This window comes from Lentzea sokolovensis (assembly GCF_033949975.1).
GTDB classification, from domain to species: Bacteria; Actinomycetota; Actinomycetes; order Mycobacteriales; family Pseudonocardiaceae; genus Lentzea; species Lentzea sokolovensis.
The window spans coordinates 757873-780565 of the sequence record NZ_JAXAVU010000010.1 but is presented as its reverse complement, the minus strand read 5'-3'; the positions used below and the strand labels follow the sequence as shown (position 1 = coordinate 780565).

Below are 22693 nucleotides of genomic sequence, written 5' to 3'. Positions count from 1 at the left end.
ACACCTCGGTTGGGGCAAACGTTGTGAAGAGACGATCGAGTCTGGTGGTGTTCTCTGCCATCACCACACTGCTGATCGCACCTGCCACGGCACAGGCGCAGAGCGAACCGCTCGCGCAGCCGGTCAAGGGTGCGCACGGGTTGGACGCGAAAGCGTTGCACCTCAAGGTTTCTCCCAGGCTGAACGCCGCGGGCTCGGTCACCGCGTTCGTCGCGCTGGACCGCAAGCCGGCCGTCGACGCGTTCGACGAGAAGAAGAGCCAGGGCAAAGAGGTCGCGAAGCAGGCCGCCAAGCAGGCCAAGAACGACACGTCGGCCACGGTCGACCAGGTCGTCGGCCAGCTCAAGACCGCTGACACGCAGACCAAGGAGCTCTACCGCACCTCCAACGGCGTCCCCGGCGTCGTCGTGAAGGCCGACGCGCAGAAGGTCCGCGAACTGGCCCAGCGCCAGGACGTTCTCGCCGTCTACCCGGTCGTGCCGAAGAAGCGCCAGAACTCGAACGCCGTCCAGCTCACCAGGACGCTCAACGTCTGGCAGCAGTACGGCAAGCTCGGCGACGACGTTCGCGTCGGCATCATCGACACCGGCGTGGACTACACCCACGCGAACTTCGGCGGCCCCGGCACGGTCGACGCGTTCCGCGCCGTCGACCCGCGCGCGAAGGACCCGAACTTCCCGACCGCGAAGGTCGTCGGCGGTTACGACTTCGTCGGCGAGGACTACGACGGGGAGAGCACCGACCCGGCGATCAACACGCCGAAGCCGGACCCGAACCCCATCGACTGCAACGGTCACGGCTCGCACGTCGCGGGCACCACGGCCGGCTTCGGCGAGAACGCCGACGGCAGCACGTTCAAGGGCGACTACGCCAAGCTCGACGCCGCGAAGCTCAACGAGATGAAGATCGGCCCCGGCACCGCGCCGAAGGCCCAGATCTTCGCGCTGAAGGTCTTCGGCTGCGAGGGCTCGACCAACGTCACCTCGCAGGCGCTCGACTGGTCGCTCGACCCCGACGGCGACGGCGACTTCTCCGACCACCTCGACGTGGTCAACCTGTCGCTCGGTTCCGACTACGGCGCACCGGACGACCCCGACAGCCTCTTCGTCAAGAAGCTGTACAAGGTCGGCGTCATGCCGGTCTTCTCCGCGGGCAACGGCGGCGACCTCTACGACATCGGCGGCTCGCCGGGCAACACGCCCGAGGCCCTGACCGTCGCGTCCGTGCGCGACTCGTCCGTGCTTCGTGACGGCGCCGTGGTCACCGGCCAGGGCGCGAAGCCCGGCCAGTACAGCCAGAACTTCACCGGCTACCTGGACTACGACAAGACCCTGCCTGTCGTGAAGCTGACCCAGGCCGGCAACCTCGACGGCTGTCAGCCGATCACCGAGGCCCTCGCGGGCAAGTACGTGTGGCTCGAGTGGGACGACAACGACGCGACGCGCCGTTGTGGTTCCGGTGGCCGCACCAACAACGCGCAGGCCGCCGGTGCCGCGGGCGTGGTGCTGTCGTCCACTTTGAACAACTTCAACGCGGGCATCGCGGGCAACGCGACCATCCCGGTCTTCCAGTTCACCGGCGACGCCACCACCCAGGTGCGCCCGCTGCTGGACGCGGGCACGCTGACCGTTCGCCTGGCAGGCGTCCTGCGCACCACGGTGCCGACGTTCGACCAGTCCATTTCGGACACCCCGAGCGCGTTCACCAGCCGTGGCACCCGCGGCCAGTCCATCAAGCCGGACGTCGCGGCCCCCGGTGACACGATCTCGTCGACCGCGGTCGGTTCCGGCAACGACCGTCTGGTGATCTCGGGTACGTCGATGGCGTCCCCGCACGTCGCCGGCATCGCCGCCCTGGTCCGCCAGGCGCACCCGGACTGGACGCTGGAAGAGGTCAAGGCCTCGATCATGAACACCGCCGGTGCGGACGTGAAGGAGGACGGCAAGACCTTCGCGCCCAACCGGGTCGGCACCGGCCGCGTGGACGGCAAGTCCGCGATCGACAACCAGGTCCTCGCGTACGTCGAGGAGGACAACGGTTACGTCAGCGCGAACTTCGGCGTCGTCGAGGTCGCCAAGGCCGTCTCCAAGTCCAAGACCATCAAGCTGGTCAACAAGTCCACGAAGTCCGTGGAGTACAAGGTCGGCTACACCGCGGCCACGACGATCCCCGGCGTGAGCTACGTGCTCTCGCAGGACAAGGTGAAGCTGAGCCCGCGCGGAGTCGCGCGCGTCAAGGTGACCCTGAAGATCGACGACCCGAAGGCGCTGCGCAAGACGGTCGACTCGACCGTCGAGGCCAACCAGCTCGACGTGCCGCGCCAGTTCCTCGCGGACGCCTCCGGGCGCGTGACCTTCACGCCGACCGCCGGTGCCACCGTGCCGCTGCGCCTCTCGGTCTACTCGGCGCCGAAGCCGGTCGCGGACATCAAGACCGCGTCCAGCCTCAAGTTCCGGGGCAACGACAAGCAGGCCGTGCTGAACGTGACCGGCAAGGGTCTCGACCAGGGCACCGGCTCGCAGGCCTACCGCTCGCTGATCAGCGTTCTCGAGCTGCAGGCCCAGTCGCCGAAGCTGCGCGACTGCAAGCGCAACGTCACCGAGAACTGCGCGCTCAACGAGACCGCCAAGGGCGGCGACCTCCGCTACGTCGGCGCGGCCTCCACGGCCCCGTTGGCCAAGGCGCAGGGCAAGCCTGAGGAGGCGCTGCTCGCGTTCGGTGTCGCGACCTGGGGCAACTGGTACAACCTGGGCAAGAACACCATCCCGTTCGTCGACATCGACACCAACGGTGACGGCACGGCGGACTTCGAGGTGTTCGCGACCCGCCTGACCGACACCGACCTGCTGGTCGCGTCCACCGTGGACCTGAAGACGGGCGAGACCGTCGACATCCAGGGCGTGAACGGCCTGTTCGGCGACGTCGACGCGAACGTCCAGGACACCAACGTCGTCGTCCTGCCGGTGCTGCTGAGCGCACTGGGCATCGACGCGACGAAGGACACGGCCCGCCTCTCGTACGTCGTGGGCGTCGGTGGCTACTACGCCGCGCCGGGCAACGCGAACAAGCTCGTCGACGTCATCGACCGCAACCTGTCCTACGACCCGCTCAAGCCGGGTCTGTGGGCGCAGGGCGGCGGCGACGCGGCGCTCTCGTACCTCGCGAAGCCGGGTACCGCGCTCGTGGTGAACAAGAACGAGGCCTCGCTGAAGGCCGACAAGTCCGAGGGTCTGCTGGTCCTCAACCACCACAACGCCAACGGTGACCGCGCGTCGGTCGTCCTGGTGAAGTCGAGTGGCCGGGGCGGCGCCTACTAGATCGGATGTTTCACGAGAGGCCCGGTTCTTCGTTTGGAACCGGGCCTCTCGGCATGTCACGGCCCGGAACTGCCTGCCGTCACCCCTTGACGCGACCCCGTTCCTGCGGTCGAGTGACACTCGAAAGTGGGATATGGGCCGTGTGGGTGTCCCGCAGTACGGGAGATAACACCCCGATGGGGTGTCCGGCATGCGGCGGGCGGCCTGGATGCCGGTAGCCTTTCGCGAAGGAAAGTAGTCCCACCAATTGGGGACTGACACCTGGGAGGTGTGTGGATGCGGCTCGCAGTGATCCCAGGAGACGGGATCGGGCCCGAGGTCATCGCTGAGGCCCTGAAGGTCCTCGGAGAGGTCGTTCCGGCGGCCGAGATCACTCGCTACGACCTCGGCGCGGCGCGCTGGCACGCCACGGGAGAGTTGTTGCCCGAGTCGGTGCTGGGAGAGCTTCGCCAGCACGACGCGATCCTGCTCGGCGCGGTGGGCGACCCGTCGGTGCCGAGCGGAATTCTGGAGCGGGGCCTGCTTCTGAGGCTGCGCTTCGAACTCGACCACCACGTGAACCTCCGCCCGGCTCGTCTCTACCCCGGTGTCCGCAGCCCGCTCGCGGACCCGCCGGAGATCGACATGGTGGTGGTCCGCGAGGGCACGGAAGGCCCGTACGCGGGCAACGGCGGCCTGCTCCGCAAGGACACGCCGCACGAGATCGCCACCGAGGTCTCGCTGAACACCTCGTTCGGCGTCGAGCGCGTGGTTCGGGACGCCTTCGCGCGTGCGTCGAACCGTCAGCGCCGGCACCTGACCTTGGTGCACAAGACGAACGTCCTCACGCACGCCGGCTCGTTGTGGTCGCGCGTCGTGGAGGAGGTCTCGCTGCAGCACCCGGACGTCACCGTGGCCTACCAGCACGTGGACGCGGCGACCATTCACATGGTCACCGACCCGGGCCGTTACGACGTGATCGTCACCGACAACCTGTTCGGCGACATCCTGACCGACCTCGCCGCCGCCGTCACGGGTGGCATCGGCCTGGCCGCGTCGGGAAACATGGACGTGACCCGTCGCAACCCGTCGATGTTCGAGCCGGTGCACGGTTCGGCGCCGGACATCGCGGGCCAGGGCATCGCGGACCCGACGGCCGCCGTGCTGTCGGTCGCGCTGCTGCTCGACCACCTCGGCGAGCACGAGTCGGCCCGCCGGATCGAGGCCTCCGTGGCCTTTGATCTCGCTACCAGGGACCACCAGTCGCCTGGGGCCACCTACGCCATCGGCGACCGTCTCGCGGCACTCGTGTCGTCGAACGTCCGCACTGGCTGAGGTTCATCCGCTAGACGTTTTGAAGCCCGGCCGGAGAATCCCCGGCCGGGCTTCGGCGTTTCCGCGCGTCGGTCAGAGCTGGCCGTTGGCCTCACGCCACGCGCGCTCCTTCTGGATCCACTCGTTGTCCTGCGGGAACTCGTCGATCGTCGGCACGCGCCGGATCTCGGTCTTGAAGCCCGGGCCGGTCAGCGGCATGCGCTTGGCCCACTCGATCGCCTCCTCCTTCGAGGACACGTTGAGCAGGTAGAAGCCGTTGAACAGCTCCTTGGTCTCGCCGTACGGGCCGTCGGTGACGACCGGGGGTTCGGCGGAGTAGTCGACGACGACTCCCTCGGACGGCTCGGAGAGACCCTCGGCGGCCAGCAGCACACCGGCGCGGATCAGTTCCTCGTTGTACGCGCCGATCGTCTCCAGCATCTTGTCGAAGTCGAACTCGCCCATGTTCGCGTAGGCCTCGTCGGTGGCACGCATGATCAGGATGTACTTCACGGTGGATCTCCTCGCTCGGTGTCTTCCTCGGTGACGTCCACAGGTCGAACGGGCCGCGGGCCGGATCGACATCACACCCGGAGAATTTTCGAACTTTCTGTTTTCGCAGGTAGGGTCGGGTCAGTCGTGCGTGGGGGAAGACCGGTCGAAGTCCGGCGCTGACCCGCAACGGTAGGTCCCACCTGGGACGAGCCCGAACACCCGCTCACGGTGCCCGAGAACTTCCGACTCCGCCGTGGACTGCGGGAAGGACCCAGTGCTCTCCAAGATCAGCGTGCTCGTCGGCGTGCTCGCCGTCAGCCTCGTCGCGGGCGTCGCGCTCGGCCCCGTCTCCGTTCCGTTCGACCTCACGCTCGAACTGCTGTGGGCGGCGCTGACCGGTGGCACGATCCCCGCGGACCTCGCCGGGCAGTACCACATCGTCTGGGACATCCGGCTTCCCCGCGTCCTGCTGGCCGCGGTCGTGGGAGCGGGTCTGAGCACCGTCGGCGTCGCGATCCAGGCGATGGTGCGCAACGCGTTGGCAGACCCCTACGTGCTCGGCATCTCGTCGGGCGCGAGCGTGGGGGCGACGGCGGTCGCGACGCTCGGAATCCTGTCCGGCCTCGGCGTCTACGCGTTGTCGGTGGGAGCGTTCCTGACCGGTCTCGGCGCCACGGCCCTGGTCTACATCACCGCGCGCACGAGCCGAGGGCTCACACCGTTGCGGCTGGTGCTGACCGGGACCGCGCTCGCGTACGGGTTCTCCGCCGTGGCGATGCTGCTGGTGTTCCAGGCGCCGCGAGGTGAGGCGGCGCGGGCCGCGATGTTCTGGCTGCTCGGCAGCCTCGGCGGCGCGAACTGGCAGTCGCTGCCCGTCGCCGCCGTCGTGACCGCGGCCGGCATCGTCTACCTGACGACCAAGGCGCGGAAGCTCAACGCGCTGGCGATGGGCGACGAGACGGCGACCACGCTCGGTGTGGCGGTCAACCGGTTCCGCACGCACCTGTTCATCGTCACTGCCGCCATGACCGGTGTGCTGGTGGCGGTCAGCGGCGCCGTCGGATTCGTCGGGCTGATGCTGCCGCACCTGACGCGCATGGTGGTCGGCGCCGACCACCGCAAGGTCCTGGCGCTCGCACCGCTGGCCGGAGCGTCGTTCCTGGTCTGGGTCGACGTGGCCGCGCGGATGCTCGCGGCGCCGGAGGAACTGCCGCTCGGCGTCATCACGGCCGCACTCGGCGTGCCGTGCTTCATCTTCCTGATGCGCCGCAGGTCCTACGTCTTCGGAGGCCGCTGATGCGCGTCGAACTGCACGACGTCACCGTCCGGAACATCATCTCCGGCATTTCGTTGAACGCCTCCGGTGAGGTCGTCGGCATCGTCGGCCCCAACGGCAGCGGCAAGTCGACGACCTTGCGGTGCGTGTACCGGGCGCTCAAGCCCGACGCCGGCACCGTCCTGCTCGACGGCGAGAACGTCCACAAACGACACGACGTCGCCCGCCACCTCGCCGCGCTGACCCAGGAGTCGCAGGTCGAGTTCGACTTCACGGTCGCCGAGGTCGTGGAGATGGGCAGGCTGCCGCACGACCGCGATCCCGCGCGTGATTCCCGGGTGGTTTCCGAGGCACTGTCCACCGTGGACGTTTCGCATCTCGCTTCGCGCAGCTTCCTCAGTCTGTCCGGTGGTGAGCGTCAGCGCGTTCTCATCGCTCGCGCCATCGCCCAGGAGCCACGCGTGCTCGTGCTGGACGAGCCCACGAACCACCTCGACATCCGGCATCAGCTCGACGTTCTCCGGCTCACACGTGGGCTGGGCGTCACGGTGTTGACGGTTCTGCACGATCTGAACCTCGCCGCTTCCTTCTGCGACCGGCTGTACGTGCTGGACGAAGGCCGGATCGTCGCCTCCGGCACGCCCGTGGACGTGCTCGTGCCTGAACTGATCGCCAAGGTTTTCCACGTCACCGCGCACGTCGTGCGGCATCCGACCACAGGAGTTCCCCAGCTCCTGTTCGACCAGGAGGTCACCCCTTGAGAGCCGTTGTTCTTGCCGCTGTGCTGGTGGTGTCCGGCTGCGGCGCCACGGTCGCCCAGGACACCTCCGCATCCGACCCGGTGACCGTCACGAACTGCGGTCAGCAGGTCACGTTCGACAGGATTCCGTCCAAAGTGGTCACCAACGACACCGGCATCACCGAGTTGATGTTCGCGCTGGGGTTGAAGGATCGGATGGCGGGTTACGTCGTGTCCGGTGTCGACACCGTCGACGTGCGGACCTCGCCGTGGAAGGCCGAGTTCGGCAGTGTGAAGCACCTGTCCGACAAGATCTCCAAGGAGGTCGTGCAGGGGGTCAACGCCGATCTGGTGTTCGCCGGGTGGAACTACGGGTTCAGCGAGAGCACCGGGTTCACGCCGGACTCGTTGAAGGCTCTGGGGATCGGGACCTACCAGCTGACCGAGGCCTGCCGGAACGGGGTGGGGAAGCAGCGCGGGATCATGCCCGCGCTGGATGCGCTGTACACGGATCTGCGCAACCTCGGGAAGATCTTCCGGGTCGAGGCCAAGGCCGAGGAGCTCGTGAAGGGGTACCAGGAGCAGATCGCCGGCGCCGCTCGGTTGATGGAGGGCAAGCCCCGGCCGAAGGTGTTCCTCTTCGACAGCGGGCAGGATCAGCCGTTCACGTCCGGGAAGAACGCCGCGCCTCAGGACGTGATCTCGAAGGCCGGCGGGGACAACATCTTCGGGGATCTCAACGACAGTTGGACGACGGTCAACTGGGAGACCGTGGTGCAGCGGAACCCGGATGTCGTGTTGATCGTGGACTACGCGGACGGGGAGGCGAACACGCCTGAGCAGAAGCAGGCGTTCCTGGAGGGCTTCGCTCCGCTCGCCAACTCGCCTGCGGTCCGGGGGAAGCGGTTCTTCTCGCTGCCGTATGCGGCGTTGGTGGAGTCGCCTCGGAACGCGGCTTCGATCGAGGCGTTCGCGAAGTTCCTGTCCCAGGGGTGAGGCCGTCGGGTTGGTTCAGTCACCTTGCGAGGGTGGTCCCTCGGGTGGTGACGGAACTGAGCGGGGTTGCGATTGGGGCTTGACCTTGAGCCTCTGGCGGGATGCTTGACGGCCGGAAAAGGCCGGGCTGAAAAGCGCCCGGCCGTGCCCATGAGGTTCAGACGGCTCGCTTCGCATCGCCACGCCAGGCTTCGTACGTGGTCGCCTGGCGCGGGTGGCACCGCGCGGGGCGGGTTGCGGCGGCTGGTTCCTGTTCCAGCAGAGGGGCGCTTTGCGTTCAGTCACAGGCGTGAACCCGTGACCAGATAGTGGGAGATTTCCTCCCGTCGCTTGGTACACCGCGCCGGGCTGTGGCAGCATCGCCGACATGCTTCAGCACGTTGCCATCATTATTGACGAGCGCGTCGGGTAGTTGCCGCCCCTGGCACCCGACGCGCAGACCTCTCGCATCCCGCGGGGGGTCTTTTTGTTTGCCCGGATGAGGAGATGAACCCCGATGGCCGGCCCGACCGACGAGTTCCACGTCTACGACACGACGTTGCGCGATGGCGCACAACGTGAGGGCATTTCGTACTCCGTCACGGACAAGCTCGCGGTCGCGCGGCTGCTGGACGGGCTCGGCGTCGGGTTCATCGAGGGCGGCTGGCCCGGCGCGCTGCCCAAGGACACGGAGTTCTTCGCTCGTGCCGCGGCCGGGGATCTGGAGTTGAAGCACGCCAAGCTGGTCGCGTTCGGGGCCACGCGCAAGGCCGGGGTCAAGGTCGAGGAAGACCCGCAGGTCAAAGCGCTGATCGACAGTCAGGCGCCGGTGGTCACGCTGGTGGCCAAGTCGGACCTCAGGCACATCGAGCGCGCGCTGCGCACGGACGCCGACGAGAACCTGAAGATGGTGCGCGACACCGTCCGGTTCCTGAAGGACCACGGAAGGCGCGTTTTTCTCGACGCCGAGCACTTCTTCGACGGGTACGCGTTCTCGCCGGACACGAGTCTGCGCGTGCTGGAGTCCGCTGTGGAGGGTGGCGCGGACGTCGTCGTGCTGTGCGACACCAATGGCGGGCAGTTGCCGTTGGGGCTTGCGGAGACGGTCGCGGAGGTTGTCGCGAAGACCGGTTTCCGCGTAGGAATTCACTGCCAGGACGACACGTCCTGTGCGGTGGCGAACACACTTGCGGCCGTTCAGGCGGGCGCGACGCACGTTCAGTGCACCGCCAACGGATATGGCGAGCGGGCAGGCAATGCGGACCTGTTCGCCGTCGTGGGAAACCTCGTGACCAAACTCGGCATGGAGGTGCTCCCGATCGGGGCACTGGCCGAGCTCACCCGTGTCTCCCATGCGTTGGCCGAGATCGCGAACATCGCACCCGACACCCACCAGGCTTATGTCGGGTCGTCAGCATTCGCTCACAAGGCGGGTCTGCACGCGAGCGCGATCAAGGTGGATCCGGAGCTGTACAACCACATCGATCCGGACACCGTCGGCAACGACATGCGGGTGCTGGTCACCGAGATGGCCGGTCGGGCGAGCATCGAACTCAAGGGACGTGAGTTCGGGCTCGACCTGGCCGGCCGGGGGACCGAGGTCGGCAGCGCGTTGAAGCGCGTGAAGGAGTTGGAGGCGAAGGGCTGGTCGTTCGAGGCCGCGGACGCCTCGATGGAGCTCTTGTTGCGCACCGAGCTGTCCGAACTGGACACTCCGCCCTTCACCCTGGAGTCCTACCGGGTCGTGCTCGATCACCGGTCGGACGGCGAGATCGTGTCCGAGGCCACGGTCAAGGTGCACGTGGCGGGGGAGCGGGTCATCGCGACGGCCGAGGGCATCGGGCCCGTGCACGCTCTGGACGCGGCGCTGCGCAAGGCGTTGCTGCCGCACCTGTCCTGGTTGGACACTGTGGAGCTGGCCGACTACAAGGTGCGCATCCTGACCGAACATCCCGGTACCGATGCCGTGACCCGTGTCCTGGTGGAGTCCACCGACGGTGAGCGCGAGTGGACGACGGTGGGTGTGCACGGGAACATCGTCGAGGCCTCCTGGCTTGCGCTCTGTGACGCACTCGTCCACAAATCCATGCGAAGCGGCTGACCTCGTAAACTGGGGCCGTGCGCATCGCCCGAATTGCTCATCCCCAAGGCGTGGCCTTCGTCGCCGTTCACGGCGACGAGGCCGCGGAAATCGCCGAACACCCCTTCGGCACGCCCACGTTCACCGGCCGCAAGTGGCCGTTGGCGGACGTGAGGCTGCTCGCTCCCATCCTGCCGACCAAGATCATTGGTGTGGGGCGGAACTACGCCGACCACGCCAAGGAGCTCGGCAACGAGGTTCCCGCGGAGCCGTTGCTGTTCTTCAAGCCCAACACGTCGGTGGTCGGCCCGAACGTGGAGATCAAGCTCCCGGCCGTGTCCGAGCGCGTCGACTTCGAGGGCGAGCTCGCGGTCATCATCGGTCAGCCGTGCCGCGACGTGCCGAAGGCCAAGGCCGCGAGTGTGATCATGGGCTACACGATCGCCAACGACGTCACGGCGCGCGACCTGCAGAAGAAGGACGTGCAGTTCACGCGTGCCAAGGGTTTTGACACGTTCTGTCCGTTGGGTCCGTTCATCGAGACCGAGTTCGACCCCTCCGACGTCCGCGTCGTCACCGAAGTTGACGGGGAAGTCAAACAGGACGGCCGTACTTCGTTGATGGTGCACGACATTCCGTCACTCGTGGAGTACGTCTCCGGCATCATGACGCTGCTGCCGGGTGACCTGATCCTGACCGGCACGCCGGCCGGTGTCGGGCCGATGAGGGCCGGACAGACGGTCTCCGTGACTGTGGACGGCCTTGGCACGCTCACCAATCCGGTCGCAAATAGGTAGCCGTACGGAGCAATCCGGCGTCCGGCAGGTTACGCATCCGGGTACCCGCGAGTAACTTCCCGGTGTCATGACGGACCTGGCGTCCACCCGTGTGTTGCTGGTCGACGGATCGCAGCTCATCACCGAAGGGCTGCGGCTTTCGCTGCATCGCACGCACTGCTTCCGCGTTGTGGGCATCGCCCACACCGTGGCCGAGGCTGCGCGCAGTCTGCGGGGCACAGTGGTGGACCTGGTCGTCACGGACTTCGACGTGCCGGGCGCCGGACCGCTGCGCACCGTGCGGGACACGGCGCAGTACAGACCGAGCGCCCGCGTCGTGGTGCTGTCCAATGCGGACAGTCCGAGCTGGGCCCGCGCCGCTCTTGACGCCGGCGCGGTGGCCTACCTGCTGAAAACCTCGCCGGTGGCCGAGCTGTTACCGCTGATCGCGGCCGCGGTGAGGGGTGCTCCCGCCACGATCGACGCACGGGTGGGATCGCTCGCGCGCCTGCCGTCGCGGATGCCTCCACCCGCGTCACTCGGCCGGCTGTCGGCACGGGAGTTCGACGTGCTGGCCGAGATGGCGAAGGGGATGGACAACGCGCGCATCGCCCAGCGGCTCTTCATCAGCAACGACACCGTGAAGACCCACGTGAAGGCGATCCTGCGCAAGCTGGGCGCCCGTGACCGCGCCCATGCCGTGGCGTTGGTGCTCGGCGAGAGCTCCGAGGCCTTCGTCACGACCTAGCGATGGTCTGCGGTGCCCTGCGCGCGAAGTCCGGCGCGTGCTCGGGACGCGGCCCGATCGCGATCACGTAGGCCGGCACCGCCTGCAGGAACGGCAGCTTCTGCGAGACCTTGAGCACGAACGGCGTGCCGGTGCTCGAGACCGTCGCCGTGCTGTTGAGCCTGCGGCCCAGGAACAGCCGGTGGACGACCCGCTGCATCGTCTGGATCACCACGGTCGGGAACAACCTGCGTCCCCGCACCTTCGCGAGCGTCGCGTTCGTGACCTTGCCGTCCCGCAACGGCCGCGCGAGCACGGTGGCCGCGGCGACCGCGTCCTGCACGGCGAGGTTGATTCCGACGCCGCCGACCGGTGACATCGCGTGCGCGGCGTCACCGATGCACAGCAGCCCGTCGACGTGCCAGTGCCGCAAGCGGTCCAGCTTCACGTCGAGGAGCTTCGGGTCGTCGATGGTCCTGATGTGCTCGACCCGGTCCGCGAGCCACGGGACGAGCGTGACGACCCGTTCGCGGAACTTCTCGACGCCCTCGGCGCGCACGGCTTCGTCCGTTCCCTTGCGGATCAGGAAAGCGCACTGGAAGTACTCGCCGCGTGGAATGAGCACGAGCCCACTGCCGGCGCTGAACCTGCCGCCGCCACCCTTGACCGGGTCGTTCTCGTTGCGCGGCAGGCGGAACCACCACACGTCCATCGGTGCGCCGAAGCTGTAGACCGGCAGTTCCACGGCCGCGCGCAGGATCGAGCTCCGTCCGTCCGCGGCCACGACGAGGTCCGCTGTGATCTCGCCCTCGTGCCCGTCGACGCGATCCCGGTACTTCACTCCCGTGACCCTGTTGCCGCTCTTGGTGATCGCGGTGACCTCGGTGTTCATCCGCAGCGTGAACGTCGGTTCGAGCTTGCCCGCGTCCGCCAGCAGGTCCAGGAAGTCCCACTGCGGCACCATCGCGATGCGCTTGTTCGGACCGGGAAGCCGGGACAGGTCGGCGATCGTGGCCTTGGCGCCGCCGTCGAGCATGGCCTCGATCTTGTCGACGTCCTGGTGCGGCACCTGCTCGAACGCCGGACCGAGCCCCAGCTCGTCCAGCAGGTTGAGCGTCGACGCGTGCACCGTGTCGCCGCGGAAGTCGCGCAGGAAGTCACCGTGCTTCTCCAGCACCGTGACCTCGACGCCACCGCGTGCCAGGAGCAGTCCCAGCACCATTCCGGCAGGTCCGCCGCCGACGACGAGACAGGTCGTCCTCTCCATGTCGATCCCCTCTTTTCAACCGGTGTTGAATTAACTCCAGCATGCTCTTGATCGCCAGGTGCGTCAAGCGGAGTTCCAGTGGCGCGGCTCTCGTTCGGGTCCGGTCCACTGTGGACAGTCTGGGGACCCAGGCATCGAAAGGGTTGCGGCTGGTGCGGAATGTCGTTGTGCGAGCTAGGGTGTCGCGCTCGCGGAACCGCCCGTTCGGGCAGGGATCGTTGCGCCGCCGAATAACACTCGACCGGGTGATTGCGTTCGGCGCTCGGAGGAGTGTCGCTGGTTCGTTCGGGGCCTCAAGGTCTGCTGGATCGTGCAAGGACCTATAGGAATCACCTCGTTAGCCGAATCGGACGAGGCCCCCTCGCACCTAACCTTCCGGAGTGACAACTGCGTCCCCGACTTTCACGCGTAAGAGAACCGGCGAGATCCGCGCTGTCTGCCTGGACGTCGACGACACACTTGTCGACTACAGCAGTTCCTCGCGAGCCGCGTTGGCCTCGATGGTCGGTAACGCCGACGCCTGGTCGTTGTGGCAGCGAATCACCGACGACCACGTCTCCCGTCAGCTCGCCGGTGAGCTCCAGTACGAGGCGATGCGCAACATTCGCACCCAGGCCTTCTTCGCCGCACTCGGCGAGGACCTCGAGCTGGAGGAAGCCACCCGCCGCGAGCTCGGCCGCCAGGAGGTCCTCAGCTCCGGCTGGTGCCTGTTCCCGGACGTCATCCCGATGCTCGACTGGCTGCGGGCCACCGGCCTGCCCATCGCCGCGATCAGCAACGCGTCGGGCCGCCATCAGCGCGTGAAGATCGCCCAGCTCGGCCTCTCCGAGTACTTCGACGCGGTCCTCATCGCCGGCGAGGTCGGCTGCGCCAAGCCGGACCGCGTGATCTTCCACACCGCGTGCCTCGCCCTGGGAGTCTCGCCCGGCGACACCGTCCACGTGGGAGACCGCCTGCACGCCGACGCCATCGGCGCGCGCGACGCCGGAATGCACGGCGTCTGGATCAACCGCACCGGCCCCACCGGCGGCACACTGCCCGCGGGCCTGTCGTCCATCACGACGCTCGCGGAACTGCCGGAGCTCCTCGTCTGCGAGCTCTCCACCGCCAGCGCCTGAGATGTGCCCTGAGACCGGCCCCTACCTGCGTGTATGCGTTCAGGTGGGGGCCGATTTCACTTCTGGTGGGGGCGTGGTCTAGTATTTCTCACGGCAGCAACGAGGACCTCGGAACTCCTTCGGGACAACGAAGTCGATCGTGAAAGCCAATGGGGTATGGTGTAATTGGCAGCACGACTGATTCTGGTTCAGTTAGTCTAGGTTCGAGTCCTGGTACCCCAGCTGCTGCGGAAGAACTGCCCTCGGGTAAGCTTTCGGAGCTGCTGAAATAGAATTGAATAGCCGGATTTGGACCGGCCAGAGCGATCTGATAAGGTTCAAACCAGCAAGAAGTTCTAGGGCCCCGTCGTCTAGCGGCCTAGGACGCCGCCCTCTCAAGGCGGTAGCGAGGGTTCGAATCCCTTCGGGGCTACAGAGGTGTCAGAGGCCTGTCTGCGGAGTGCGCAGACAGGCCTCTTTCGTCTGTGTCCTCTGGGGGTCGAGCCCCCAGACCCCCAGCCGGCGGGCTCCGCCCCCGGACCCCCGGCGTGAGTGTTGCCCGGACCTTTCGGTTAGCGCTTCGCTTCGCTCGCGAATGGGTGGGGGCCTCGCTTCGCTCGTCCTGTTGATATGCGTGACGGCGATCACCCAATTCGTGGGGTGTGCATTCTTAGCTGGGGTGCCTATCCCGTCGGCGCCGAGCAATCTCGGGCCAGTGCGACATAGCCATCTGTCCATCAGGCTGCCGCCTGTCCGACCGCATTCGCTGGCGCCTCGCTTCGCTTGGCGGGCTTGCCCACTGCCTTGGAGCGTCCCTCCGGCTCGTTTCCTGCCGGCGCTCGTTGCTCCCGCGTTGCGGGGGGCTCTTCCTCGGGGGCGTTGGGCCGGATGGACCTGGTGTCTGTTGAGGCGTGGTTGCCGCGTGTCGTTTGGGATGGGCGGCGTGTCGGGGGTGGAAAAGCGTCGGCCGCCCTGCCGGTGGGAGGGCGGCCGAGAGGCTGCGTTGGTGCTTTAGAGGCGGCTTTGTAGCGCTTCGGCTGCGGCCAGTAGGTCCGCTGCCCAGCGGGCGCCTGGGCGGCGGCCCATTCGGTCAATTGGGCCGCTCACCGAGACTGCGGCCACTACGGCGCCTGAGGAGTCTCGTACTGGGGCTGAGACTGACGCCACGCCTGGTTCTCGTTCTGCCACGCTTTGTGCCCAGCCTCGGCGGCGGACTTCCAGGAGCGTGCGTTCGCCGTAGACGGCGTCGGCCAGGACTGCGCGTTGGGTGCCCGGGTCTGACCACGCGGCCAGGACCTTGGCGCCTGAGCCCGCCGTCATCGGGAGCCTGGCGCCGATGGGGACCGTGTCGCGCAGGCCTGAAGGAGGTTCTGCCGAGGAGACGCAGACTCGTTGCATGCCGTCGCGGCGGTAGAGCTGCACGCTCTCGCCGGTGATGTCGCGCAGGCGCGGCAGTACTGAGGAAGCGGCGTCCAGCAACGGGTCTGTCGCGCCGCCCGCGAGTTCGGCCAGAGCGGCGCCAGGGCGCCAGCGGCCGTCGGAGCCTCGGCGCAGCAACCTGTGCACCTCAAGGCCTACGGCCAGGCGGTGCGCGGTCGCTCGCGGGAGGCCGGTGCGGTTGCACAACTCGGCCAGGCCACAAGGATCTTTTGCTACGGCGTTCAACACGGCCACTGCCTTGTCCAGCACGCCGATCCCGCTATGCTGTCCCACAAGCCGATACTAACTTCCCAGACAGTGAGAAGTCCAGATCTGTCGGCGCGTCCATAATGTGGGAGATGTCGCGATGAGCCGCACGCTCGCGGAGAAGGTGTGGGAGGCACACGTTGTGCGCCACGGAAGTGGCGCGGAGCCGGACCTGCTTTACATCGACCTCCATCTGCTGCACGAAGTCACCAGCCCCCAGGCGTTCGACGGGCTGCGCCTTGCGAACCGCAAGCTGCGCAGGGCCGATCTCACGATCGCCACCGAGGATCACAACGTTCCGACCGTCGACATCGACAAGCCGATCGCGGATCTGGTGTCGCGCACGCAGGTTGAGACGCTCCGGCGCAACTGCGCGGAGTTCGGGGTGCGGCTGCACCCGATGGGGGACTTCGAGCAGGGCATCGTCCACGTGGTCGGCCCGCAGCTCGGCCTCACGCAGCCGGGAATGACGGTGGTGTGCGGCGACAGTCACACGAGCACCCACGGTGCGTTCGGCGCGCTGGCGTTCGGCATCGGCACGTCCGAGGTGGAGCACGTGATGGCGACGCAGACGTTGCCGTTGCGTCCGTTCAAGACGATGGCCATCAACGTCAACGGCCCGCTCGGCGAAGGCGTCACGGCGAAGGACATCATCCTCGCCGTCATCGCGAAGATCGGAACCGGTGGCGGACAGGGCTATGTGCTCGAGTACCGCGGCGACGCCATCGAGGCGCTGTCGATGGAAGCGCGCATGACGGTCTGCAACATGTCGATCGAGGCGGGCGCGCGCGCCGGCATGATCGCACCGGACGACACGACTTTCGACTACATCTTCGGTCGTCCGCATGCGCCGTCCGGCGCGGACTGGGACGCGGCCGTCGAGTACTGGAAGACGCTGCGCACCGACGACGACGCGACTTTCGACGCGGAGGTCGACATCTCCGCGGCCGAGCTGACTCCGTTCGTCACGTGGGGCACGAACCCCGGCCAGGGCCTGCCTCTGAGCGCGAACGTCCCCGACCCCGAGAAGATCGCGGACGAGAACGAGCGCGTGGCCGCCGAGAAGGCGCTGACGTACATGGGCCTCGAGCCCGGCACGCCGCTGCGCGACATCCACGTGGACACGGTGTTCCTCGGCTCCTGCACCAACGGGCGCATCGAGGACCTGCGCGCCGCGGCGGACGTCATCAAGGGGAAGCACGTCGCTTCAGGAGTACGGATGCTGGTCGTCCCCGGTTCGATGCGGGTGCGCAAGCAGGCCGAGGACGAGGGCCTGGACAAGGTCTTCCTCGACGCGGGCGCCGAGTGGCGGCAGGCCGGCTGCTCGATGTGCCTTGGCATGAACCCGGATCAGCTCGCGCCCGGCGAGCGCAGCGCGTCGACCTCCAACCGCAACTTCGAGGGCAGGCAGGGCAAGGGCGGCAGGACGCACCTCGTCTCCCCGCTCGTCGCCGCCGCCACGGCCGTGCGCGGCACCCTCTCCGCCCCCGCAGACCTGGAGGTCTGACCATGGACGCCTTCACCACCCACACGGGCGTCGGTGTGCCGCTGCGCAGGTCCAACGTGGACACCGACCAGATCATCCCGGCCGTCTACCTCAAGCGCGTGACCCGCACCGGGTTCGAGGACGGGCTCTTCGCCGCCTGGCGCGGCGACGAGCACTTCATCCTCAACCAGGAGCCGTTCAACACGGGCAGCGTCCTCGTTGCGGGCCCTGACTTCGGCACCGGGTCCTCTCGGGAACACGCCGTCTGGGCGTTGATGGACTACGGCTTCCGGGTCGTCATCTCGTCCCGGTTCGCGGACATCTTCCGGGGCAACTCCGGCAAGCAGGGGCTCGTGGCGGCGCAGTGCAGCCAGTCCGATGTCGAGCTGCTGTGGAAGTTGCTGGAGTCCGAACCCGGCACGGCGGTCACGGTGGACCTCACCGACAAGACCGTTCGCGCCAAGGACTTGGTTGCCCCGTTCGAGATCGACGACTACACCCGCTGGCGCCTTCTCGAAGGCCTCGACGACATCGCTTTGACGTTGCGCCACGAGCCTGAGATCAGCGCATTCGAGGGCAATCGCCAGACTTGGTTGCCCACAACGGATCCGCTTCCGGCGGTCTGAGAGGGGGCCGGATTCTCCCCTTGAGAGGGGCGAATCCGGCGCCTCCTGTCCCTCGAAGGGGCGCAATTAGCCACGCCACAACGAAAAATCTGGCGTGGCGATTGGTATTTCTCGCGTTTTGGGCCTACCGTTGCGTTCTAGTCGGCCCGCTCTCTTAGGGCCGTGAGCGTCCTGGGAGGGACTGACGGTGAATAAGGCCCAGCTCATCGAGGCGCTCGCCGAGCGCCTTGGAGACAAGAAGACCGCCGGCGCTGCTGTTGACGGCCTCGTGGACGTGATCGTCCGCAGCGTCAACAAGGGCGAGAAGGTCAACATCACGGGCTTCGGCGTCTTCGAGAAGCGCGCCCGTGCGGCTCGCACCGCGCGCAACCCGCGCACGGGCGAGACCGTGAAGGTCAAGAAGACCAACGTGCCCGCGTTCCGCCCCGGCTCGACGTTCAAGGACGTCATCAGCGGTGCGAAGAAGCTGCCGAAGGCCGTTGCCGCCAAGGCTGCCGCGAAGCCCGCGGCCGCTGCCGCCGCGAAGCCCGCTGCTGCCAAGGCTCCGGCGACCAAGGCCGCGACGACCCGCGCGACGACCACGACGCGCACCCGCACGGCCGCGGCCGCCACCAAGGCGCCCGCGACCCGTCGCACCACCACGGCTGCGGCGAAGCCCGCTGCTGCCAAGGCGCCTGCGAAGGCGACCGCCACCAAGGCCGCCGCCACCAAGACGGCTGCTGCGAAGGCTCCGGCCAAGCGCGCCACGGCTGCTGCCAAGCCGGCCGCTGCCAAGACGACGGCTGCGGCCAAGCCCGCTGCGAAGACCGCGGCTGCGAAGCCGGCTGCTCGCAAGACGGCTGCCAAGAAGAAGTGAGACGGGCCTCCTCAGGGAGGCTGCGTCACTTCAGGAACCACGCGGAAGGCCCCGGTGTGCGCACACCGGGGCCTTCGTGTGTCCGGGTAAAGGTGCTTGGCCTGCGGGAAAGGCGAGCGGGGGGGCCGTGGAGGTGTCTGGCACGCCTGGGATGCGACGAAGGCGGTGGGGGAGTCGCTTGGGGCGTCCGGGAAGCCGCGGCAGGCGTGGAGGACCTGCTTGGCACGCCTGGAACACGGCTGAGGCGGTGCGGCGTGCCCATGCGGTTGGGATAGCTGGAGAGCCGTCCCGCATTCGCCACAAGACAGGGGAGAAGCCTCTGCCGAGGCTTCGGAAACGTTCCGCCGAGCCGGAGACAGCCCGCCTGCGGCACGAGTCTGACGCGACAGTCAGAATTCCGGAACCCGGCCTGGAGGATTGCCCGGCGCGGTTCCTCCGAACCCCCGGCCCGCCAATAGAAATAACGCCGACGCGCCTGCGAACGCCCCCGGCGCAAGCGAAACCGCCGCCTTCCGACCCGACTTGGTTGCCACAGGCGAACTTTCGTCAGAGCGGGAAGACGGCGGCTGAAAACGTCTGCAGCAGCGCTTAGGGACGCGGCAGCGGCGAGGCCAGGTAGTGCGCCGACACCAGGGTTGGCCAGCTCGAAGGCGAGTCCGAAGTGGACCACGTGCCGAACGGCCTGGTGAAGGCCAGCACCCACGCGCTGCCCTTCTTGCAGGGGATTTCGTCGAGCCGCAGCCCGCCCATCTCCGCCAGCGACTGCACGACGGACGGAATCACGCCGCCCTGTGAGGAGACCACGGCCCGGCCTTCGTCGGCCGCGACCTCCAGCAGGCGCACGAGACCGGCGTCCGGGTCGGGCCAGTAGCCCTCCTCCGACAGCCGATGCTCCTCGACCATCTCCACGGACAGGTCGGTTGCCACGGCCCGTACGGTGTCCGCGCAACGCACCCTGGGCGCGGTGTGGACGCGCACCGGTGCCCACAGGGGCAACAACGTGCGCAGCGCGGCGGCCTGGCGCCAGCCCGCGTCCGAGAGAGGGCGGAGGTCGTCGTCGCCGTCCCACTCGGAACGCTTGCCGGCCTTCGCGTGCCGCACCAGCACGACCAGCAGCAGGTCCGCGGGCAGGCGCGCGAACTCCGCCAGCACGTCCCGGTCCGGTTCGTAGGTCAGCAACTCCGACGCCTCGGCGACCGGAAGCCACCGCAGAACGTCGACCTCTTCGTTGGCGACGAACGAACCGGAAACGGCCTGAGCGGCGTAGTAGTCGACGGTCTTCGGCACGCCCTTCACCGAATACGACACCTGCCGGAGATGGCGGCCGAGCACGCAGGAGAAGCCCGTCTCCTCCTCGATCTCCCGCACGGCGCAGGCGGGAATCGTCTCTCCGGGGTCGAGTTTGCCCTTCGGCAACGACCAGTCGTCATAACGCTGACGGTGCACGACCGCGACTTCGACGTTTCCGTCCGCATCGCGCCAGAGCACCGCCCCAGCAGCTTTGATCACCCAAGAGCTCCGTGCCTGTGCAGCAGTTCCATCTGATGGTCCCGCACGGACGAGCCGTCCGACGGCGAGGCTTCCCATTCTCCGTCAGCGCGCAGAACCCAGCAGCGCGTGTGCGGGTCGAGCGCCGACTCGAACATGTCGGCCAGTTGCTTGGTCAGCCGCGGGTCGGCCACGCGCAGGGCGACCTCGACGCGGCGGTCCAGGTTGCGGTGCATCATGTCCGCGCTGCCGATCCAGTACTCGTCGCAGGCGACGAAGTGGAAGACGCGCGAGTGCTCCAGGAACCGGCCCAGGATCGACCGCACCTGGATGTTCTCCGACAGTCCCTTGATGCCCGGCTTCAGGCCGCAGATGCCGCGCACGACCACGTCGACGGGCACACCGGCCTGCGACGCCCGGTACAGCGCGTCGATGACCTGCTCGTCCACGAGCGAGTTCACCTTGATGCGCACACCGGAGGGCTCGCCCGCCTGCGCGCGCTCGATCTCCAAGTTGATCCGGTCGACGATTCCCTTGCGGACGCCGTAGGGCGCGACGAGCAACGAGCGGTACTCGTCCTGACGCGCATAACCGGTCAGCACGTTGAAGAGGTCGGTGAGGTCCGCGCCGATCGTCGGCTCGGCCGTCAGGATGCCGACGTCCTCGTACAACCGGGCGGTCTTCGGGTTGTAGTTGCCGGTGCCGATGTGGCAGTAGCGGCGGATCGTCGAGCCTTCCTGGCGCACCACCAACGACGTCTTGCAGTGCGTCTTCAGGCCCACCAGGCCGTAGACGACGTGCACGCCGGCCTTTTCCAGCGCCCGCGCCCACTTGATGTTCGCCTGCTCGTCGAAGCGCGCCTTCAGCTCCACCAGCGCCACGACCTGCTTGCCCGCCTCGGCCGCGTCGATCAGAGCATCGACGATCGGCGAGTCGCCCGAGGTGCGGTACAGCGTCTGCTTGATGGCGAGCACGTGCGGGTCGGCCGCGGCCTGCTCGATGAAGCGCTGCACGGACGTGGAGAACGAGTCGTACGGGTGGTGCACGAGAACGTCACCCTCGCGCAGCGTCGCGAAAACGCTCTTCGGCGTCTCGCGCTCCCCGAACGCGGGGTGCGTCGCCGGCACGAACGCCGGGTCCTTCAACGTCTTGCGGTCGATGCCGTAGAGCTGCCACAGGCACGAAAGATCGAGCAGACCGGGCACGGTGACGACGTCGTGCGGGTCGACCTCCATCTCCCGCAGCAGCAGTTCGAGCATGTGCTCGGTCATGTCGTCGGCGACTTCCAGCCGCACCGGCGGGCCGAACCGGCGCCGCGCGAGCTCGCGTTCCAACGCCTGCAACAGGTCCTCGTCGCGGTCCTCCTCCACCTCGAGGTCCGCGTTGCGCGTCACCCGGAACGCGTGGCACTCGATGACCTCCATGCCGGTGAACAGCTCGCCCAGGTGCGCGGCGATGAGTTCCTCCAGCGGCAGGAAGGTCGCGGAGGAGGACGACCGGTCCCCTTCCACCCGAACGAGACGCGGCACGTTGTCCGGCACCTTCACGCGGGCGAACCGCTCGCCGCCGCCCTCGGGATCGCGCACGGTCACCGCGAGGTTCAGCGACAGTCCCGAGATGTAGGGGAACGGGTGCGCCGGGTCGACGGCCAGCGGCGTCAGGACCGGGAACACCTGCTCGCTGAAGTAGTTGGAGAGCCTCAACCGGTCGTAGTCCGTGAGGTCGCCCCACGTCACGATGCTGATCCGGTGCTCTTCCAGACCGGGCCGGATGTGGTCGAGGAACGCGCGGGCGTGCTGCTCCACGAGTTCCTGCGAGCGCTTGGAGATCGACACGAGCTGTTCCTGCGGGGTGAGCCCGTCCGCGCTGCGCACCGAGAGACCGGTCTCCGCGCGGCGCTTCAGGCCCGCGACCCGGACCATGTAGAACTCGTCCAGGTTCGAGGCGAAGATCGCGAGGAACTTCGCGCGCTCCAGCAACGGCTGCGAGGAGTCCTCGGCCAGGGCGAGCACGCGGGCGTTGAAGTCCAACCAGGACAGTTCACGGTTGAAATACCGGTCGTCCGGCAGGTCGGTCGGTATCGCGCTCGACGTCACGGCGGGCGGCGCGGAAGGCACGCCGCGCAACGGAGCGGCGGCCGTGGGCCCCCGTTCGACCTTCGCCCGCGTCGTGGACACCCGCCGGGTCGCCGCGCGAGGCTGCTTGCGCGGGGTCGCCGCTTCCGCCTTCGCACGCGTGGCGCGGCGTCGCGAGGGGGTCGCCTTACCGTCGTTGTCGTCGTCCTTGCTCACGTCACGCATTGTGGCGCACTATCGCCGTGAGCGCCCCCAAGCAGGACGTCCGTATGGTGAACTCCTCGTCACAGAACAGGCATGCGAAGAGCGGTAACGGCCCCGCCGGGACTACGTTCGAGGGTCACCCGCTGCCCCGGACGCAGCATTCGCCAGCCACCCGCCGTGACGGCTTCGGCACTCACGTCGACGAGAACGCCGTCATCACGCAGAACGAC

The 22693-nt window shown here is 67.7% G+C and carries 17 protein-coding genes, 2 tRNA genes and 1 riboswitch; of the genes, 14 read left to right on the top strand and 5 right to left on the bottom strand.

Annotation, left to right across the window (positions count from 1 at the left end):
- The first annotated feature begins 41 nt into the window (after nucleotides 1-41).
- Together SK854_RS25710 and SK854_RS25705 are read left to right on the top strand one after the other, a co-directional pair.
- Entirely contained in the window at nucleotides 42-3317 is a 3276-nt protein-coding gene (locus SK854_RS25710) for a S8 family peptidase (RefSeq protein ID WP_406601833.1), read from the top strand.
- A 276-nt stretch (nucleotides 3318-3593) separates the two neighbouring features.
- Nucleotides 3594-4631 (top strand): 3-isopropylmalate dehydrogenase, encoded by a 1038-nt coding sequence (locus tag SK854_RS25705; RefSeq protein ID WP_191301032.1) that lies wholly within the window; start codon nucleotides 3594-3596, stop codon nucleotides 4629-4631.
- Between the two features lie 72 nt (nucleotides 4632-4703).
- Here the strand turns inward: SK854_RS25705 and SK854_RS25700 are convergent, their stop codons facing one another.
- Complete coding sequence (locus SK854_RS25700) at nucleotides 4704-5123, bottom strand: YciI family protein (protein WP_319977653.1); 420 nt, start codon at nucleotides 5121-5123, stop codon at nucleotides 4704-4706.
- 90 nt (nucleotides 5124-5213) lie between these two features.
- A riboswitch (cobalamin riboswitch) is annotated at nucleotides 5214-5346 on the top strand.
- Between the two features lie 33 nt (nucleotides 5347-5379).
- On the opposite strand from SK854_RS25700, the gene SK854_RS25695 reads away from it, so the two are divergent.
- The 6 genes from SK854_RS25695 to SK854_RS25670 all read left to right on the top strand — a co-directional run bounded on the left by SK854_RS25695 (nucleotide 5380) and on the right by SK854_RS25670 (nucleotide 11699).
- Nucleotides 5380-6402: a FecCD family ABC transporter permease gene (locus SK854_RS25695; RefSeq protein WP_319977652.1), complete on the top strand. Its 1023-nt coding sequence runs from the start codon at nucleotides 5380-5382 to the stop codon at nucleotides 6400-6402.
- Complete coding sequence (locus SK854_RS25690) at nucleotides 6402-7142, top strand: ABC transporter ATP-binding protein (RefSeq protein WP_319977651.1); 741 nt, start codon at nucleotides 6402-6404, stop codon at nucleotides 7140-7142. Before SK854_RS25695 ends, SK854_RS25690 begins: the two co-directional genes overlap by 1 nt.
- Nucleotides 7139-8116 (top strand): ABC transporter substrate-binding protein, encoded by a 978-nt coding sequence (locus SK854_RS25685; protein ID WP_319977650.1) that lies wholly within the window; start codon nucleotides 7139-7141, stop codon nucleotides 8114-8116. The genes SK854_RS25690 and SK854_RS25685 overlap by 4 nt, the downstream gene beginning before the upstream one ends.
- 496 nt (nucleotides 8117-8612) lie before the next feature.
- The gene (cimA, locus tag SK854_RS25680) at nucleotides 8613-10196 is read left to right on the top strand and encodes a citramalate synthase (protein WP_319977649.1); all 1584 of its coding nucleotides are present in this window, start codon (nucleotides 8613-8615) and stop codon (nucleotides 10194-10196) included.
- A 17-nt stretch (nucleotides 10197-10213) separates the two neighbouring features.
- The gene (locus tag SK854_RS25675; protein WP_319977648.1) at nucleotides 10214-10972 is read left to right on the top strand and encodes a fumarylacetoacetate hydrolase family protein; all 759 of its coding nucleotides are present in this window, start codon (nucleotides 10214-10216) and stop codon (nucleotides 10970-10972) included.
- 67 nt (nucleotides 10973-11039) lie between these two features.
- On the top strand, nucleotides 11040-11699 hold the full coding sequence (locus SK854_RS25670; RefSeq protein WP_319977647.1) for a response regulator transcription factor: 660 nt from the start codon (nucleotides 11040-11042) through the stop codon (nucleotides 11697-11699).
- On the opposite strand, the gene SK854_RS25665 is transcribed toward SK854_RS25670, so the two are convergent.
- Complete coding sequence (locus SK854_RS25665) at nucleotides 11689-12945, bottom strand: FAD-dependent oxidoreductase (RefSeq protein ID WP_319977646.1); 1257 nt, start codon at nucleotides 12943-12945, stop codon at nucleotides 11689-11691. The two genes, SK854_RS25670 and SK854_RS25665, sit on opposite strands and share 11 nt — an antisense overlap.
- 380 nt (nucleotides 12946-13325) lie before the next feature.
- Here SK854_RS25665 and SK854_RS25660 point away from each other — a divergent pair, with 380 nt between their 5' ends.
- From SK854_RS25660 to SK854_RS25650, 3 genes are all read left to right on the top strand, one after another.
- Nucleotides 13326-14063, top strand: coding sequence for an HAD family hydrolase (locus SK854_RS25660; protein WP_319977645.1), 738 nt, complete (start codon nucleotides 13326-13328; stop codon nucleotides 14061-14063).
- A gap of 150 nt (nucleotides 14064-14213) precedes the next feature.
- Nucleotides 14214-14285, top strand: a tRNA-Gln gene (locus SK854_RS25655).
- A 117-nt stretch (nucleotides 14286-14402) separates the two neighbouring features.
- Nucleotides 14403-14475: transfer RNA gene (locus SK854_RS25650), tRNA-Glu, on the top strand.
- A gap of 578 nt (nucleotides 14476-15053) precedes the next feature.
- Here SK854_RS25650 and SK854_RS25645 read toward each other — a convergent pair.
- Nucleotides 15054-15755 carry an IclR family transcriptional regulator gene (locus SK854_RS25645; RefSeq protein WP_053736944.1) on the bottom strand — a complete coding sequence of 234 codons (702 nt, stop codon included), beginning with the start codon at nucleotides 15753-15755 and terminating at the stop codon, nucleotides 15054-15056.
- Nucleotides 15756-15828: 73 nt separating this feature from the next.
- Here SK854_RS25645 and leuC point away from each other — a divergent pair, with 73 nt between their 5' ends.
- From leuC to SK854_RS25630, 3 genes are all read left to right on the top strand, one after another.
- On the top strand, nucleotides 15829-17235 hold the full coding sequence (gene leuC / locus SK854_RS25640; RefSeq protein ID WP_319977644.1) for a 3-isopropylmalate dehydratase large subunit: 1407 nt from the start codon (nucleotides 15829-15831) through the stop codon (nucleotides 17233-17235).
- A gap of 2 nt (nucleotides 17236-17237) precedes the next feature.
- A complete protein-coding gene (leuD, locus tag SK854_RS25635) occupies nucleotides 17238-17840 on the top strand; it encodes a 3-isopropylmalate dehydratase small subunit (protein ID WP_319977643.1) in 603 nt (200 codons plus the stop codon).
- 187 nt (nucleotides 17841-18027) lie between these two features.
- A complete protein-coding gene (locus tag SK854_RS25630) occupies nucleotides 18028-18696 on the top strand; it encodes an HU family DNA-binding protein (protein ID WP_319977642.1) in 669 nt (222 codons plus the stop codon).
- Nucleotides 18697-19284: 588 nt separating this feature from the next.
- Here SK854_RS25630 and SK854_RS25625 read toward each other — a convergent pair.
- On the bottom strand, nucleotides 19285-20202 hold the full coding sequence (locus SK854_RS25625) for an NUDIX hydrolase (RefSeq protein ID WP_319977867.1): 918 nt from the start codon (nucleotides 20200-20202) through the stop codon (nucleotides 19285-19287).
- Nucleotides 20202-22484, bottom strand: a complete 2283-nt coding sequence (locus SK854_RS25620) for an RNA degradosome polyphosphate kinase (RefSeq protein WP_319977641.1) — start codon at nucleotides 22482-22484, stop codon at nucleotides 20202-20204. The genes SK854_RS25625 and SK854_RS25620 overlap by 1 nt, the downstream gene beginning before the upstream one ends.
- Nucleotides 22485-22693 lie beyond the last annotated feature (209 nt).

Bases quoted from the DNA above. Each gene is read 5' to 3' on its own strand.
- SK854_RS25705 (WP_191301032.1), top strand. From the start codon at position 3,594: ATGCGGCTCGCAGTGATCCCAGGAGACGGGATCGGGCCCGAGGTCATC.
- SK854_RS25690 (WP_319977651.1), top strand. From the start codon at position 6,402: ATGCGCGTCGAACTGCACGACGTCACCGTCCGGAACATCATCTCCGGC.
- cimA (WP_319977649.1), top strand. From the start codon at position 8,613: ATGGCCGGCCCGACCGACGAGTTCCACGTCTACGACACGACGTTGCGC.
- SK854_RS25670 (WP_319977647.1), top strand. From the start codon at position 11,040: ATGACGGACCTGGCGTCCACCCGTGTGTTGCTGGTCGACGGATCGCAG.
- SK854_RS25665 (WP_319977646.1), bottom strand. From the start codon at position 12,945: ATGGAGAGGACGACCTGTCTCGTCGTCGGCGGCGGACCTGCCGGAATG.
- leuC (WP_319977644.1), top strand. From the start codon at position 15,829: ATGAGCCGCACGCTCGCGGAGAAGGTGTGGGAGGCACACGTTGTGCGC.
- leuD (WP_319977643.1), top strand. From the start codon at position 17,238: ATGGACGCCTTCACCACCCACACGGGCGTCGGTGTGCCGCTGCGCAGG.
- SK854_RS25620 (WP_319977641.1), bottom strand. From the start codon at position 22,484: ATGCGTGACGTGAGCAAGGACGACGACAACGACGGTAAGGCGACCCCC.